Below are 16,069 nucleotides of genomic sequence, written 5' to 3'. Positions count from 1 at the left end.
GACTGGAGCAGATGTAAGAGTTGGAAGTTGCAAATGTCTGCTTAATCAGCAGACACTACATAGATTAAATACCATCCATTTAACAACACAAAGGAACTGAATTTAGAATGGAAGAAAAGAGGAGCACCTCGTTACAAGGCATTCCTCTTTTCTTCCATTCTGAATATCTTCCTATAAAATAATCTTTGCAGGGCACTTCTCAGCACATTTACCACACTTGGTACACTTGCTCTGATCAATATAGGCCAGATTGTTTTCCAGGGTAATCGCACCGACTTCACACTGCTTTGCACAGATACCACAGCCGATGCATCCCGTTTCACAGGCTGCCTTTACATCCTTACCCTTGTCATGAGAGCTACAACGTACCAGATGCTTTGCCCCATAAGGCACCAGCTCAATTAAGTGGTTTGGACAGGCCTTGATACACTGACCACAGGCTACACACTTTTCCTTGTCTACCAGCGCAACACCATTTACAATGTGGATGGCATCAAAATTACACTCACTGACACAGGAGCCATAGCCCATACATCCATAGGCACACTTCTTCTCACCATGTCCCGGAATCAATGCCAGCTTACGACAGTCATGGATTCCATAATAATTATATTTGATTTCTGTTTTATCACAGGTTCCATTACATTTTACAAAAGCCACCTGCTTTTCCATATCACCAGCAGCAGAGCCCATAATTTCTCCAATAGCCGCTGCTACATTCGGCCCACCAACAGGACAGCCATTTACCGGGGCTTCGCCTTTAACAATGGCTTCTGCCAGAGCATCACAGCCTGCGAAACCACAGCCACCGCAGTTATTGCCCGGAAGCTGTTCACGAACCTTGACTACTCTTTCGTCTACCTCGACTGCAAAAATCTTGCCGGCCACACCTAAAAGCAGGCCAATTAGAACGCCGGTAATACCAATTACCAGTGCTGCTAATACAATTCCGTTCATTTTCATGACCTCCTATTATAATAATCCGGCAAAACCGCAGAATGCGATTGCCATAAGTCCAGCTGTCACTAAAACAATCGGAGAGCCCTTCATAACATTCGGAATGTCATTATCCTCAATCCGTTCCCGGATACCAGCCATGATAACAATGGAAATCAAGAAACCAATACTGGTTCCGATACCATTTGCCATGCTCTCTAAAAAAGTATACTCCTTCTTCACATTGTTAATCGCAACACCGAGCACTGCACAGTTTGTTGTAATCAATGGCAGATATACGCCCAGAGCACTGTAAAGTGCCGGCATCAGCTTCTTTAAAACCATTTCCACAAACTGAACCAGGGCTGCAATTACCAGAATAAATACAATCGTCTGCAGATAAGTAACATCCAGCTTCTCCAAAACAAAAGCATAGATTAAGTAAGTAACTGCTGATGCAATCGTAATAACGAATAGAACTGCTGCACCCATACCGGCTGCAGTTTCCACTCTCTTTGATACACCAAGAAAAGGGCAGATACCTAAAAACTGGCTCAATACTACGTTATTTACCAGTGCGGATGCAATCAGGATAATAATTAACTCCTTCATGAATTACTCCTCCTTTCCTTTAGTGCCCTCAGAGTCTCTGCCTTCTTCGCTGCACGCTCTGCCTCCAGGATACCGTGGTTAGCCGCACAGGCTGTACCACTGCAGCTTGCACAGTTACCGCCACAGGCAATTGCCACATCACCAGTTGCATTGGTCGCAGACGGAGCCTTAAACTTGTTCTGCAGTGCGGTCAGCAAAGCCAGAACAAAGAAAGCACCTGGTGCCAGGACAAAAATAGTCGCAGGCTCATAGCTGGCCGGCATCAGACCAAATCCAAAGATTTTGCCGCTTCCAATCAGCTCGCGGACAATACCGATGCAGGTAAGACCCACGGTAAAGCCAAATCCCATACCAAGACCATCAAAGATAGATAAAAGCACACCATTCCTGGAAGCATAAGCCTCTGCACGGCCTAAAATGATGCAGTTAACTACAATCAGAGGAATATATAAGCCCAAAGCTTCGTTTAATGCCGGAATATATGCCTCTAATAAGAACTGAATGATTGTTACAAAGGATGCTACTACTACGATAAAGGCCGGAATACGAACCTTATCCGGAATTACCTTACGAAGCAGGGAAATCATGGCATTAGATAATACCAGTACCGCTGTCGTTGTCAGACCCATACCCAGGCCATTCATACCAGAAACTGTTACCGCCAATGTCGGACACATACCCAGCATCAGGACAAAGGTCGGGTTTTCTTTGGTAATACCGTTATATAAACGTTCTAAATACTTATTCAACTTTCTCCCTCCTGTGTTATTTACTGAGCTCCCCATTGGCATGAATAAAAGCTAACGCTCCATTCACAGCCTTGGTAACTGCTGTTGTTGTAATGGTTGCACCACCGATAGCATCAATTTCATTATCCGCAGACCTTCCAGTCTTGGTATACGCTATACTATCAGCCTTGATTCCGGCAAACTGTGCCTGGAAGGCTTCTTCTGTACACTTCGCTCCCAGACCTGCTGTTTCACTCATGGAAAGCACGGAAAGGCCGGTCAAGGTTCCATCCTTTGCGATTCCGCAGGATAAATCAACAGCCCCGCCATAGCCTTCATTGGAACCAAAGTTCATAACGTAGCCAATGGTTTCACCGGAAGCATCCCTGGCTTCCAGAGCTTCTGAAATATACACACCGGTAATACCTGCATTGGCAAGAGCTTCCTCTGCAGAAGCTACTGCAGAACTTAAATCACTATTTTCTTCAAAAGAAGCTGCATCCGCATAGACTGCTTTGTAGGCTTCCTGCTTTTTATTGTATTTTGCCAGAGCAATCGGCTCCTTTGTCACCTGATAAACAAGACCCAACAGACCGCCAGCTACTAAAGTAATGGCAAAAAGACTTAAGGTGTCCTTCCACATTGTATTTTTATTTTGCATTGCTTGCAGCCTCCTTTCTGATACCGAATGGTGTCGGAATTGTCACTCTTTCAATCAGAGGCACTAACAGGTTACAGAAAATAATGGCATAGGATACACCCTCTGCACTTCCACCAAAAATACGGAAAATGCCGGTAAGGATACCTAACAGTACGCCAAATACCAGCTGCCCCCTTGGTGTAATCGGACTGGTAACATAATCGGTCGCCATAAAAAAGGCTCCCAGCAAAAGCCCGCCACCACAAAGCTGTGCAGCCAGGTAGTTCATATCAAGGCCATGCCCTCCAAAAATCAAGATAAAAACAGCAAAGGCTCCAAGATAAGCTCCCGGAATTCTAAAGGAAATTACCCTTCTCGCTAAAAGATAAGCCGCTCCAATTAAAATGCAAATTGCAGAGGTTTCACCAATAGTACCCTTTGTAAGTCCCAGAAACATATCCAGCACATTAACAGCTCCACCGCCCTCTAATACGCCTAAAGGTGTTGCTGTTGCCAGAGCATCTGCAGCGGTAGCAGAGGCTGTTGCAGATACCACTGAATCCACCGTTGATGTGGAAATTTCTATAGTCTTTATATTAAAATCCGTCATTCTTCCGGTAAAGGAAATTAAAAGGAAGCATCTGGCTGCCAGTGCCGGGTTCATAAAGTTCTGTCCCAATCCACCAAACAGCTGCTTTACCACAATAATCGCAAATACGCTGCCAATAATGCTCATCCAGATTGGAGCTGTAGCCGGCAGGTTCATCGCCAGCAAAAGTCCGGTTACTACGGCACTGTAATCTCCGGTAGTAATCGGCTTATGCAACACTTTTTCATATATGTATTCTGATAATACACTGGCTGCAATACAGGTAAGGATTGTAATCAGAGCCTTTATTCCGAAATTAAAGACTCCAAAGGCTGCAGCCGGCAAAAGTGCAATCGCAACATCTCTCATGATAACCCTTGTTGTCACCTGGCTTCTGACATGAGGAGATGCGGATACGTTTAATAAATTGCTCACTTTTCTCTACCTCCTACTTCTTTCTTCTGCTGTCAAGAATACTTCTTCTTGTCTGCTTGAAGGCCTGTGTCAGACGTCTTCTGGCAGGACATACATAGGTACAGCTGCCACACTCATAGCATTCCATACCGTAAAGCCTCTGGAAGCCTTCATCATCAAATTTTTCTGCATATTCCAGCATTTTCTGCGGAATCAAATGGCTTGGACAGACCTCTGCACAACGTCCGCAACGAATGCATGCTGTCGGCTCCTGCTCAGCCACTTCATCCTTTGTAAGGCAGAGAAGTGCGGAGCTTGTTTTCGTCACAGGCACATTGATGTCAAACAATGCCATACCCATCATAGGTCCACCAGAAACGATTTTTGCAGGCTCAGCAGTAAAACCACCAGCCTCTTCAATTAACTCTGCATAGTTGGTTCCTGTTTTAACATTAAAGTTCTGAGGAGTCTTCACAGCATCTCCTGTTACCGTTACAATTCTACGAATTAATGGAGTTGACTTACATACTGCCATATATACAGAGATTACGGTATCAATATTATTTACAACACAGCCTGCATCTGCTGGCAGCATAGAAGAATTAATGCTTCTGCCGGTTGCCGCATAAATAACCTGACGCTCTGCACCCTGTGGATACTTGGTTTTTAATACCTTTACCTCCACACGGTCTTCCTTCTTTACCAAATCAGTTAAAATCTTAATTGCCTCCGGCTTATTATCCTCAATACAGATAAGTCCCTTTGCATTATCAAATAATCTTAAAATAACCTTTAAACCACCAACAATCTTTTCCGGCTCCTCTAACATCATACGGTAATCGGAGGTCAGATACGGCTCACACTCAGCTCCGTTTACCAGTACATAATCAATGGCATTTTCATCCTTCGGAGTCAGCTTAATATGGGTTGGGAAACCTGCTCCACCCATACCTACGATACCGGCATCCTTAATGTACTGACGGATTTCCTCCTTGGTGAGCTTTGTATAGTCTCTTTCCTCGCCCAGGCCCTTGATTGGAGTATACTCATTATCATTTTCGATAACAATAGCATCTCCCATCGCACCTGACACCATCAGACGTTTTTCGATTGCCTTTACGGTTCCTGATACGGAGCTGCAGATATTTGCCGAAACAAAGCCGGCACTTTCACCAATACGCTGTCCTACCAATACCTTGTCACCCGCGGCTACAACCGGAGTTGCCGGAGCACCAATATGCTGTGACAGGGGATATACCAAATCACCCTTTGGCAGAACAACCTTTGTGGGCAGATCCTTTGATAAATCTTTACCCTCAAAAGGATGAATGCCCCCTTTAAATGTTCCTGCTGACATTTTAACGCGTCTCCCTTCTGTTCTTATTCCCAAATTTCATACCTCTTTATTCTATCGTATTTTTATGCACTATTCAAGAGAAAAGGTCGTTAGATATTTAACTAACGACCTTTTTCGCCTATTCAATACTTTTCAGAGATTCCACCATATCTATCTTTTTCAGCTTAAAATACATAATCCAGTTAATCAGGGCCGAAAATACAGCGGTTAGAATTGCACTGTACAGGAAGCTGATTTTGTTAATATTTCTACCAAACATCAGCATATCAATCTCTGCTGTTAAAATAACATAGCGATGGAGTACAATTCCTAAAAATATACCTACTACAATACCGATCCCGGTCAGCATGATACTCTCCCGGTATACATAAGCTGCCACCTCCCGATTATAAAAGCCCAGTACCCGTAAGGTTGCCAGCTCCCGGCGTCTTTCGTTGATATTAATATTGTTAAGATTGTACAGGACAACAAAGGCAAGGAGTCCAGCACAAATAATCAATACATAAACCACAACATTTAAAGAGTCCAGCATATCCTCTACATTCTTCTTTGCCTCCGCATTTGACTGGACTTCAGAGGCTGCTTCATAATTAAGGACTTCTTTTGCAAAGGTATCCCTGGCTATTTCTGAGCTATCATAAGTCTCATAAAATAAAAGGTTAAATTCCGGATATTCTCCGAACAGCTTCTCATAAACACCTGCACTTAAGTATACATAATGCAGTGCATAATTTTCCGTAATATATGTAATTGTTGCATCTGCCCGCGTCGTATCATCCAGCTTAATCGTAACCGTATCTCCAACTCCGACACCCAGCATGGATGCCATCTTCTCTGTCAGGATAATGCCCTCCATATCCTCTGTTAGTGCATATTCCTCTTGGGAAAGTCGGTCACGAAACCTGATATAGTTACCGAATTCCCCTGTGTTTTCCGGACACACTAGATAGGCATTTTTTTCTGTTGTGCCTGCGGTCAGATTAACCGAGGTCTGATACACCGGAAGATAGCTCTGGATATTTTTATTACTATCCAAATACTCATACAGCTGGGAAAGCTCTTTTTCACTGGCAGCCTCCTTTTTTATAATAGAGCCGCTGTAATGGAACAGCTCTTCATACTGAAACCTTGCTATATTAAAAATAGAATCCTTTACGCCAAAGCCAACCAAAAGTAATGCCATGCAACCGCCAATTCCAATAATAGTCATAAAGAACCGCTTCTTATAACGGAAAAGGTTCCGCACACTGGATTTTTGTCCAAAGGACAGCCGCCTCCAGATAAACTCCATCCGCTCTAAAAGCACCCGCTTACCTGCCTTTGGAGCCTCCGGCCTCATCAGCTGGGCCGCATTCGTACGAAGCTCTTTCATACAAGCAAAATAAGCTGCCAGCACTGTGCATGCCATAACTATCGCAATAGACGTCACACTGTACCACATATTATATGGAAGCAGGCAGTAGGGAAGATTTACATACATCATCCGGTAAGCGTTTACAATAACCATCGGTAATATCTTTTGTCCAACCAAAGCTCCAAAAATACCGCCACTTAAACTGGCAAGTCCTGCATATAAAAGATATTTGGCAGCAATCGAGCTCCGGCTGTAGCCCAGTGCCTTTAAGGTGCCAATCTGAGTTCTCTCCTCCTCTACCATACGGGTCATAGTAGTCAGGCAAACCAAGGCTGCTATCAGGAAGAAAAATACAGGGAACACCTCTCCAATCGCTCCAATTCGCTCTGCATTCTGCCCAAATTCTGTATATACCTGGGAATACTCCCTACCCAGTACATACCACTTTGGCATTTCCAGATCTGCCAGCTCCCTCTTTGCATCAGAAAGCTCCTCTTCGGCATCTGCTATTTCCTTATCTGCCTTTGCTTTTTCTTCCCAGTATTTTGCTTCCTTTTCAGCAAGCTCTTCCTCGCCCTCTAAAAGCTCCTTCTCTCCATCTTTTATTTCCTTCTCTGCCTTGGCAAGCTCTCTGAGTCCCTTATCAATCTCCTTTTGTCCCTTGGAAAGCTCTTTTTCAGAGGCTTCCAGAGTCTCCTTCGCCTTAGCAAGCTCCCTTTCACCAGCAGCCAGCTGCTTTTCGCCTTCCGAAAGCTGCCTCTCACCAGCTAAAATTTCCTTTTCTGATTTAGAAAGCTCAGCCTCTGCTGCTGCCAGCTGCTGCTTTCCTGCTTCCAGGCCCTGCTGGGTAGCCGCAACTGTCGCCTCATCTAAAAGTCCTGCAGCCTTTGCCTGTTCAAACTGTACTTCCTGAGCCTTCAGCTCTTCTTTTTTTGTCTCCAGCTCCTTTTTACCAGCCTCCAGCTTACTCTTTCCCTTCAAAAGCTCTGCTTTCTTTTCTTTCAGTTCAAGCTTATTTACCTCCAGCTCCTTTTTTCCCTTCTCATAATTCTTTTTACCATCAGCCAGCTTTTTTTCGCCGGCATCGATTTCTTTCTGGGCATCTGTAAGCTTCTTTTTATTCTCTGCAATTTCTTTTTTGCCGTCAGCGATTTCTTTCTTTCCATCGGAAAGCTCCTGCTTTGCATCGGTTATCTTTTTATAACCATCCAAAAGCTTTTCCTCGGCCTCTTTTTTACCATCAGCCAGCTCTTTTTCTGCATCTGCTATTTTTTCATCTGCCTCTGTTTTTACCTCCTGGTACCTGGCATTCTCCCGCTCTGGCTGTATGACCCGAACAGCATCAATTACACCATCTACCAGATCCTGATAATCCGCCCGGTAGCTTACAAGCTCCTTTGCCCCAGCCACAGAAAGATAGATTTCCGTATAGGCCTCCATGTCAAAGTCCTCTTCCGGAACCGCCATAAAGCCATCTACATAGCCTCTGCCAATCCGGCTGCTCTCTCTTTGTACAGAAAGATATGCCGGTGTAATTCCCATACCGACAACCGTGTACTCTGTCACAGCAAAGCTGTCCGAAATAGCAGCCTCCGTTCCCGATTCTATCGTAATCCTATCTCCTAGCTTATAGCCAAATTCCTCCAAGCCACTGTCCAGAATACATTCTCCGGACTTTTCCGGCAACCTTCCTTTGATTGGTGTAATCTCATTTAGCTGCTCCGACACAGAAAATACCTTTAAAGTATACATTCCATCTTCCCGGAAGGAAAGCACATCCGTTGAATAAGAAGGAACAACTGCTTCAACACCCTTTACCGCCTTTAGTGCACTGACATCCTCTTTGGTAAGTCCCAATGTGCTTAAAACACGGATATCCATATAATTATTCTCGTCATAAAACTTATCTGCAGACAACTCCATATCCGGCTCAGAAGCCCGGATTCCAGAGAAAAAGGCTACACCTAGAGCTACAATAAGAAAAATGGACAGAAACCGGTTGTAGGTCTTTTTTATCTCCATGTAAAATTCTTTTCTCAGTGCTTTTGTCTTCATTCCCTACCTATCCTCTTACCATTCGATATCCTCAACAGACATCGGCTCTATATTCTCTGTTACCTTACTTACCGTACCATTTTTAATCTTAATTACCCGGTCTGCCATTGGTGCTATCGCCGAGTTATGGGTAATAACAATAACCGTCATCTTCCGCTCCCGGCAGGTATCCTGAAGGAGCTTTAAAATCTGTTTCCCTGTATTATAGTCCAGTGCCCCTGTGGGCTCATCACATAAAAGAAGCTTTGGATTTTTGGCTAGTGCCCTGGCTATCGCCACACGCTGCTGCTCACCACCGGACAGCTGTGACGGAAAATTATCCAAACGCTCTCCTAAGCCAACCTCTGTAAGCACCTCCTCTGCCTCCCGCGGATTTTTACAAATCTGCAGAGCCAGCTCCACATTTTCCTTTGCCGTCAGGTTCTGTACCAGATTGTAAAACTGGAACACAAAGCCAATATCATCCCTGCGGTAACTGGTCAGCTGCTTTTCATTAAATTTTCCAATATCCTGGCCACCAACGATAATTTGTCCAAAAGTCGCCGAATCCATGCCTCCCAGAATATTTAGAACCGTTGTCTTGCCTGCACCGCTCGGTCCTACAATAACTACAAATTCTCCCTCTTTTATCTGAAAATTAATCCCATTAACGGCTTTAATTGATACCTCTCCCATATGATATTCCTTTACCACATCTCTTAAATCAACAAATTCATACATGCTTTGCCTCCTTTCTGATTTTCCGTACCCAGTAAAATCTACCTCTATCATAACATAAATGGTCATTCTGTCCAAGAACAAAATGACCATTTTCACTCTCACCTCAGGGCTTTTTCTTCGTCACTCAGCACCCTTTCGATATGCATTGCCAGATACCCGATTTCTTCTTCACTTAATTCACATTTCAAATTCCTTGCAATCTCGTCACAGACATTCTCTGCCATCTGAAATGCCTTTGGAAACCTAACACCCATATAATCATTCATATTAACCTTAAGCTGTTCTCCACTTACAGCCCTCGCAATCATATAACGGATATGATTCATCAATCGGTTATATGACAAGGACGCCGTCTGGATTGTCAATCCGCCTTCCCCTTCAATCAGAGAAATACATTCTCTAACTGCCCGGGCCATCTGCATCGCCTCTGAAACCTTATCATCCTCAATAGCAGAATGAATATGCAGAGCAATATAGCCTATCTCATCCTCTGAAATCTCTGCCTGAAGACGATTCTTCAAAATCCCACCGGCGGACTTTGCTGTTTTAAATTCCTCAGGAAACAAAACACGGATATCCTCTGTCAGAGGGTTGCTAATCTGCTCTCCCTTCCTAATCCGGGCTACTGCAAATTCCAGATGGTCAGCCAGGGGAAAGAGTATTCTCTGATCGATTTTTCCAAAGGTCTTTTTTGCTTCCTCTAAAAGCTCTGCTGCAATCTCCAGATAAACAGGCGTTATGGATTTCACCAGCTCCTTTACAGCTCCCCGCTCTGTAGACTCCTGGAGCGAATAAACGATATCCTGCTGCCTTAGCTCAATCTGTTCACCGACTCTTTTTCCAAAGCCGGCTCCCTTTCCCATAATCATGTATTCCTGCTGATTATCATCACTAACCACAATTACAGCATTATGATTCAGCACCTTTGTTACTCTGTACATAAACTCTTCCCCGTTTCTGACCTTTTTTCACTTCTATTTTATTCTGCTTATTCGTAGAAATCAACTGCAAACAGGCTCTCTCCCGCCTGAACCGTACCTTCCTTTAGCAAACGCACCTTTTCATTATCTCCCAATTCTGTACAAATAACCGGAGAAACCAGGGAAGGAGCATTCTGCTTCAGATACTCCAAATCCATCTTAATTAAAGGGGTTCCCTTTTCTACCTTCTGTCCGCCTTCCACCAATACCTCAAAGCCACTGCCGCCAAGCTTTACTGTATCAATGCCTAAATGGATTAAAAGGCCGATGCCTGCGGCTGTTTCAAAGCCAATCGCATGCTTTGTATCAAAGATGAAGCACACCTCTCCATCCTCTGGTGCTCTTACAACTGCATCCTCTGGTGCTACTGCTGCACCATCTCCCATCATGCGTCCTGCAAAGGCCTCATCTGGTGTTTTGGATAAGTCCATTGCCGTTCCGGTAATTGGACTGGAAATAATCTCCGTTCTTACCAGCTTTCTTTCTTCCTTAATTTCCACCTTCTCAGGTGCTGTCTCTAAGTAATCCTCCAGATTGGATTTAATCACAGATACCCGCGGTCCATAAATAATCTGAACTCCATTTCCCTTATGAACAACACCGGAAGCTCCTGTTCCCTTCAGCACCCTATCCTCTACCAGTGCCGAATCCTTTACGGTGCAACGAAGCCTCGTCGCACAGCAGTCCACATCAGAAATATTTTTCTTACCGCCCAGTCCCCGGCAGATTGCCGCTGACAAAGCATCTTTTTCTTCTGTCTTCTGGCCCTTTTTCTTTTCCTCTACATCACTTCTTCGATACAGCTTTACTTCCTCACTGTCCTCTCGCCCTGGAGTCTTTAAATCCAGTTTTACAATTAGGAGCCGGAACAGGAAATAATACACTGTAAAATATCCAATACCAACAATCGCTACCCAGATCCAGTTTGTCTTAGCATTTCCCTGTAAAATACCGAACAGGAATAAATCAATCAGCCCGCCGGAAAAGGTCATTCCTACTGCAACCTGGAATACATGCATCAGCATATAAGCCAAACCTGCCATAACGCAGTGAATTCCATAAAGAAGCGGTGCGACAAATAAAAAGGTAAATTCCAGAGGCTCCGTAATACCGGTAAGCATGGAGGTAAGGGCTGCAGACATCAAAAGTCCTCCTACTGCCTGTCTTTTTTCCGGTTTTGCTGTATGATACATCGCCAGAGCAGCTCCCGGAAGGCCAAAAATCATCAGCGGGAATTTTCCTGACATAAATCTGGTTGCCGATACTGCAAAATGCTCTACAGATGGATCTGCCAGCTGAGCAAAGAAAATGTTCTGAGCTCCCTCAACCATCTGTCCACCAACTTCAAGGGTACCACCTACTGCAGTCTGCCAAAATGGCAGGTAAAATACATGATGCAGTCCGAATGGAATTAAAAGCCTCTCCATAAGACCATAGACCCAGGTTCCCGCATAACCAGAATTTAATACCACATCTCCTACAGCATAAATCCCATTCTGAACAACCGGCCATAGAAAGAACATAGCAATACCTACTGCCGTATATACCAGAGAACAGATAATCGGAACAAAACGGGTGCCGCCAAAAAAGGATAATACCTGTGGCAGCTCTATTTTATAATACCTGTTGTGCAGTGCTGCTACGCCAAGTCCTACTATAATACCACCAAACACTCCCATCTGTAAGGAAGTGATTCCGCAGACTGAGGCTGTCGCTCCTGCCAGCATTTGCTCTGCTCCACCATGAATCGTTATCATGGCAGAAATAGAAGCATGCATGATAAAAAAGGCGATTGCTGCTGCCAGGGCAGCCACTTCCTTTTCTTTTTTTGCCATACCAATAGCAACGCCCAAGGCAAAAATAATCGGAAGATTGGCAAATACAATATTTCCTGCCTCACTCATTACCTCAAAAATTGCATGGAATGCCGTGCCCGGTCCTAAAAGCCCCAAAAGCCCATAGGTGGTAAGCATGGTTTCATTTGTCATAGAACCGCCAATTCCCAGTAAAAGCCCTGCAACCGGGAGAATGGCAATCGGAAGCATAAAGGATCTTCCTACACGCTGCAAAATACCAAAAATTTTGTCTTTCATCGTCTCTTTCTCCTTTTTATACAGATGCTGATGTGACGCACTTTCCTATCGAATAAAAAAAGGCATTAGCCCACATAAACATCCTAAAATATTTATGTATAGTTAATGCCTCATTCTCAAATAAGTTACATACTATATCATATAATTAACTTATCATACCAAAAAAACTCTGTCAAGCTTTTTTATTGTAAATTACCGGATTACATCGCTCATATCATACAGTCCCGGCCTTCTGCCTGCCAAAAACTTCGCTGCCGCTACCGCACCCTTGGCAAACACGGCTTTGGAGTAGGCGGTGTGCTTAAATTCAATTACTTCATCGGTTCCGGCAAAGATAACCTCATGTTCACCAACAATCGTTCCTCCCCGGACAGCAGAAATACCAAGCTCTTTTTTCTGACGCTTCTGGCGGACCTGACTGCGGTCATAAACATACTCATACTGGTCATTCATAGCCGCATTGATAGAATCTGCTAAAGCCAGGGCAGTACCAGATGGTGCATCTATTTTCTGATTGTGGTGTTTTTCAACGATTTCCACATCAAAGCCTGCTGGCTCCAGCGTTCTCACAGCATCCTGCAAAAGCTTCATAAGCATATTAATTCCCAGTGACATATTTGCTGACCTTAAAATCGGTATCATTCCTGAGCTCATTTTCACCTTTTTTAGCTGCTCCTCAGATAAGCCTGTCGTACATAACACTATCGGAAGCTGCTTTGCAATCCCATTGTCCAGCAACGAATCTACCGCTAGGGCTGAACTGAAATCAATAATAACATCTGCCTTAACATCACACCGGCGAAGACTCTGGAATACCGGGTAGCCATTATCTATCGTATTTCTTGTATCAATACCGGCTACGATTTCAGCATTTTCGTCCTCTCTCACCAGCCGGGTAATTGTCTGTCCCATGGCACCATTACAGCCATGCATGATTATCCTTGTCATTTCTTTTGTCCCTCTTTTCCTTTGCTTCCCAGCTCTTATAAAAGACCTGTGTTTCTAAGCTCTGTCTCTAAAACAGCAGCATGCTCCGGTTCCATTTCTGTCAATGGCAGTCTTAAAACTCCTGTATCCATTCCCATCAGACTCATAGCCTTCTTTACCGGGATTGGGTTTACCTCTGAGAATAATGCCTTAATCAGTGGAATATACTTTAACTGAAGCTTTCGGCTTCCTTCCACATCACCAGCCAGATATTTTGCAACAATATCGTGAGTATCCCTTGGAGCCACATTAGAAAGCACGGAAATAACACCAATACCTCCTAAAGACAGAATAGGCACAATCTGGTCATCATTTCCAGAGTATAAATCGATATTTCCATCGGTCAGGCTCATGATTTCTGCAACCTGGCTGATATTTCCACTAGCTTCCTTGATACCGACAATATTATCCACCGTCTTAACAAGCTTTGCCGTAGTAGCTGCCGCCATATTTACACCAGTACGGCTTCCTACATTATATAAAATAGCCGGAATCTTAACAGAATTTGCAATCGTTGTAAAGTGTGCAATGAGGCCATTCTGCGTAGCCTTATTATAGTAAGGTGTTACCAGTAAAAGCCCGTCTGCTCCCAGCTTTTCAGACTGAGTTGAGGTATAAATTGCACTGCTTGTAGAGTTAGAGCCTGCTCCTGCAATAATCGGTATTCTTTTCTTTGCCACCTCAATGCAGACACGGATTACCTCCAGATGCTCTTCAATCGGCAGAGTCGCTGACTCTCCCGTTGTTCCACAGGCAATAATAGCATCTGTTCCATTTGCAATATGAAGCTCTACCAGCTCCTCCAGCTTTTCAAAATTTACACTTCCATCCTCATTCATCGGTGTTACTAACGCTACACCTGCTCCTTTAAAAATTGCCATATTCTTTTCCTCCCAAATAATAAAATAGTAAACCGGCCTTCTATAAAAATATGGTTCTAAGCATAGAAAAAGCCGACTTATGTCGGCTCCTAAAGATATACTAATCCTGTTCTTTAGCTTCTTTAGGTAGCACTCCATCAAATTGTATGATGACAGTCATAGAGCTCTTAGCCCTATGACCAGGCAAAATGTCCCAGGTCCATTTCCCTTCGGCAATCACACCTTTCAATCACTTTCCTCTATGTCCTGAACCATATCCAATGATCTACTCTTTGCTTCTTGCACCTCTACCAATTTTCTATATACTATCATTCCTGCTACAGTTTGTCAACCAAAGATTTATTCTCCCTTTACCTGACGAATCTCAGCAGCTACATCCACATACTCTAACAACCTTGGTGATAAGTTCTGCCCTGTTAGCAGAAGCTTATAAGGATCGTTTCTAAGTTCAATCAGTGAAATCAGCTCATCCTCTGTGATAATCCCCAGGTCAATAAGCCCCAGGATCTCATCCAGCACTAAAAAGTCACATTCTCCTGTTTCTATTACCTTTTTTGCAAAATTAAGGCCATTGAGAATATTTTTCTTTTCTTCCAGTTTTTTATCCTCTGGCAAATCCAGATAAAAGGCTTCCTCCTTTTCAAACCGGAACAGTTTAATATCAGGCTCCAGCTTTACTAAGAATCCCAGTTCATCCGCATTTCTTCCTTTCAAAAACTGAATAATAATTACCTGATGGCCAAGACTCGCTTCCCTGATGCAATGTCCCACGGCTGCAGTTGTCTTTCCCTTACCGCTTCCATAATATACCTGAACTTCTCTTTTCATCTTCTCACCTTCCTGCCTGCTTTTCTTATTAGAGCACCAGACATCACTTAAGGCTATTATACCATAGATGTACTCAAATTGCTATGCCTTCTTTTGCCTTATCCTTCCATATATTCCAGCTTGCTGACAGAAACCTCATAAGCAGTTCGTTTTTCTGCCTCTGTTTCCGATATCTTTTTTTGATATTCCCTGCTTTGAATACGTCCCCACACATGAAGATGTCCTCCTACAGCAAAGCTTTCTGCGTATCTTGCATTTCTTCCCCAGGAAATGCAAGGAATATAATCTGATTTTCCATACGGCCGGTTTACTGCCAGAAGGATATCTGCAATTTCTCTTCCCAGCGGTGTCTTTCTGTATACCGGAGGCTTACAGATAAACCCATCTAAAAAGATATAATTTGGCTTCTGGCTTTCATAATCCGGTTCACAAATCTGGATTTCCCGCACAAACACCGAAAGCACCAGCTTGTTTTTTTCACCCTCGTGCCGATTATAGGAGCGGAACTGACCAGTTACCTCTACCTGCTTTCCCTTGTAGTCCTGTGTCACATCTATCAAACGTTCGGATACCATAAGGGGGATAATATCAAAGGAATTACTTAAGCGTCCTACTGCTACCTCCAGCAGATAAAAGCCCTCCCCAAACACATCATGACTGTAGGAAAAATCACTGATTACCTCTCCTGCAATATTCACCTGGTTGTTATCAAATACTTTGTCTGTCATATGTATGACTCCTCTCTTTTTTCGAATATGTATTATTTTTTCAATAGTATATATATGTACAAAATATTTTTTTCATTCCAGGAAACGGTCTTGTTTTTTCGCCCTTTTTCGTGAAATTTTCCTATCGAAAAAAAGAGCTTCTAACCATACTGCTATGATTAGAAGCT

The 16,069-nt window shown here is 43.6% G+C and carries 14 protein-coding genes and 1 riboswitch; all 14 genes read right to left on the bottom strand.

Annotation, left to right across the window (positions count from 1 at the left end; genetic code table 11):
• Positions 1-171: 171 nt before the first annotated feature.
• The gene (locus tag ASU35_RS09675) at positions 172-963 is read right to left on the bottom strand and encodes an RnfABCDGE type electron transport complex subunit B (RefSeq protein ID WP_058352819.1); all 792 of its coding nucleotides are present in this window, start codon (positions 961-963) and stop codon (positions 172-174) included.
• A gap of 9 nt (positions 964-972) precedes the next feature.
• Positions 973-1,548, bottom strand: coding sequence for an electron transport complex subunit RsxA (rsxA, locus tag ASU35_RS09670; protein ID WP_058352818.1), 576 nt, complete (start codon positions 1,546-1,548; stop codon positions 973-975).
• A complete protein-coding gene (locus ASU35_RS09665) occupies positions 1,545-2,297 on the bottom strand; it encodes an RnfABCDGE type electron transport complex subunit E (RefSeq protein WP_058352817.1) in 753 nt (250 codons plus the stop codon). The genes rsxA and ASU35_RS09665 overlap by 4 nt, the downstream gene beginning before the upstream one ends.
• A gap of 16 nt (positions 2,298-2,313) precedes the next feature.
• The gene (locus ASU35_RS09660; RefSeq protein WP_058352816.1) at positions 2,314-2,937 is read right to left on the bottom strand and encodes an RnfABCDGE type electron transport complex subunit G; all 624 of its coding nucleotides are present in this window, start codon (positions 2,935-2,937) and stop codon (positions 2,314-2,316) included.
• Positions 2,927-3,940, bottom strand: coding sequence for an RnfABCDGE type electron transport complex subunit D (locus ASU35_RS09655; RefSeq protein WP_058352815.1), 1,014 nt, complete (start codon positions 3,938-3,940; stop codon positions 2,927-2,929). The genes ASU35_RS09660 and ASU35_RS09655 overlap by 11 nt, the downstream gene beginning before the upstream one ends.
• 13 nt (positions 3,941-3,953) lie before the next feature.
• Entirely contained in the window at positions 3,954-5,276 is a 1,323-nt protein-coding gene (gene rsxC, locus ASU35_RS09650) for an electron transport complex subunit RsxC (protein ID WP_058352814.1), read from the bottom strand.
• 118 nt (positions 5,277-5,394) lie between these two features.
• The gene (locus ASU35_RS09645) at positions 5,395-8,685 is read right to left on the bottom strand and encodes an FtsX-like permease family protein (RefSeq protein WP_058352813.1); all 3,291 of its coding nucleotides are present in this window, start codon (positions 8,683-8,685) and stop codon (positions 5,395-5,397) included.
• 15 nt (positions 8,686-8,700) lie between these two features.
• Positions 8,701-9,405, bottom strand: a complete 705-nt coding sequence (locus ASU35_RS09640) for an ABC transporter ATP-binding protein (protein ID WP_058352812.1) — start codon at positions 9,403-9,405, stop codon at positions 8,701-8,703.
• 98 nt (positions 9,406-9,503) lie between these two features.
• Entirely contained in the window at positions 9,504-10,346 is an 843-nt protein-coding gene (locus ASU35_RS09635) for a PRD domain-containing protein (protein ID WP_058352811.1), read from the bottom strand.
• A gap of 47 nt (positions 10,347-10,393) precedes the next feature.
• A complete protein-coding gene (locus ASU35_RS09630) occupies positions 10,394-12,478 on the bottom strand; it encodes a PTS sugar transporter subunit IIABC (RefSeq protein WP_083504228.1) in 2,085 nt (694 codons plus the stop codon).
• A 192-nt stretch (positions 12,479-12,670) separates the two neighbouring features.
• On the bottom strand, positions 12,671-13,426 hold the full coding sequence (gene dapB / locus ASU35_RS09625) for a 4-hydroxy-tetrahydrodipicolinate reductase (RefSeq protein ID WP_058352810.1): 756 nt from the start codon (positions 13,424-13,426) through the stop codon (positions 12,671-12,673).
• 35 nt (positions 13,427-13,461) lie between these two features.
• A complete protein-coding gene (gene dapA, locus ASU35_RS09620) occupies positions 13,462-14,346 on the bottom strand; it encodes a 4-hydroxy-tetrahydrodipicolinate synthase (RefSeq protein WP_058352809.1) in 885 nt (294 codons plus the stop codon).
• A 119-nt stretch (positions 14,347-14,465) separates the two neighbouring features.
• Positions 14,466-14,644: riboswitch (Lysine riboswitch) on the bottom strand.
• Positions 14,645-14,685: 41 nt separating this feature from the next.
• On the bottom strand, positions 14,686-15,174 hold the full coding sequence (locus ASU35_RS09615; protein WP_058352808.1) for a cob(I)yrinic acid a,c-diamide adenosyltransferase: 489 nt from the start codon (positions 15,172-15,174) through the stop codon (positions 14,686-14,688).
• A 98-nt stretch (positions 15,175-15,272) separates the two neighbouring features.
• On the bottom strand, positions 15,273-15,902 hold the full coding sequence (locus ASU35_RS09610) for a single-stranded DNA-binding protein (protein ID WP_058352807.1): 630 nt from the start codon (positions 15,900-15,902) through the stop codon (positions 15,273-15,275).
• Between the last annotated feature and the right edge of the window lie 167 nt (positions 15,903-16,069).

The sequence above is a fragment of the Acetivibrio ethanolgignens genome (assembly GCF_001461035.1).
GTDB classification, from domain to species: Bacteria; Bacillota; Clostridia; order Lachnospirales; family Lachnospiraceae; genus Velocimicrobium; species Velocimicrobium ethanolgignens.
Note: the sequence above shows the minus strand (reverse complement) of the source record. Positions and strands in the feature narration are given on the sequence as shown.

Excerpts from the sequence above, each read along its gene's own strand:
- ASU35_RS09635 (WP_058352811.1), bottom strand. The coding sequence starts at position 10,346 with ATGTACAGAGTAACAAAGGTGCTGAATCATAATGCTGTAATTGTGGTT.
- ASU35_RS09630 (WP_083504228.1), bottom strand. The coding sequence starts at position 12,478 with ATGAAAGACAAAATTTTTGGTATTTTGCAGCGTGTAGGAAGATCCTTT.
- ASU35_RS09615 (WP_058352808.1), bottom strand. The coding sequence starts at position 15,174 with ATGAAAAGAGAAGTTCAGGTATATTATGGAAGCGGTAAGGGAAAGACA.
- dapA (WP_058352809.1), bottom strand. The coding sequence starts at position 14,346 with ATGGCAATTTTTAAAGGAGCAGGTGTAGCGTTAGTAACACCGATGAAT.
- ASU35_RS09660 (WP_058352816.1), bottom strand. The coding sequence starts at position 2,937 with ATGCAAAATAAAAATACAATGTGGAAGGACACCTTAAGTCTTTTTGCC.
- rsxA (WP_058352818.1), bottom strand. The coding sequence starts at position 1,548 with ATGAAGGAGTTAATTATTATCCTGATTGCATCCGCACTGGTAAATAAC.
- rsxC (WP_058352814.1), bottom strand. The coding sequence starts at position 5,276 with ATGTCAGCAGGAACATTTAAAGGGGGCATTCATCCTTTTGAGGGTAAA.
- ASU35_RS09640 (WP_058352812.1), bottom strand. The coding sequence starts at position 9,405 with ATGTATGAATTTGTTGATTTAAGAGATGTGGTAAAGGAATATCATATG.
- ASU35_RS09645 (WP_058352813.1), bottom strand. The coding sequence starts at position 8,685 with ATGAAGACAAAAGCACTGAGAAAAGAATTTTACATGGAGATAAAAAAG.
- ASU35_RS09610 (WP_058352807.1), bottom strand. The coding sequence starts at position 15,902 with ATGACAGACAAAGTATTTGATAACAACCAGGTGAATATTGCAGGAGAG.
- ASU35_RS09675 (WP_058352819.1), bottom strand. The coding sequence starts at position 963 with ATGAAAATGAACGGAATTGTATTAGCAGCACTGGTAATTGGTATTACC.
- dapB (WP_058352810.1), bottom strand. The coding sequence starts at position 13,426 with ATGACAAGGATAATCATGCATGGCTGTAATGGTGCCATGGGACAGACA.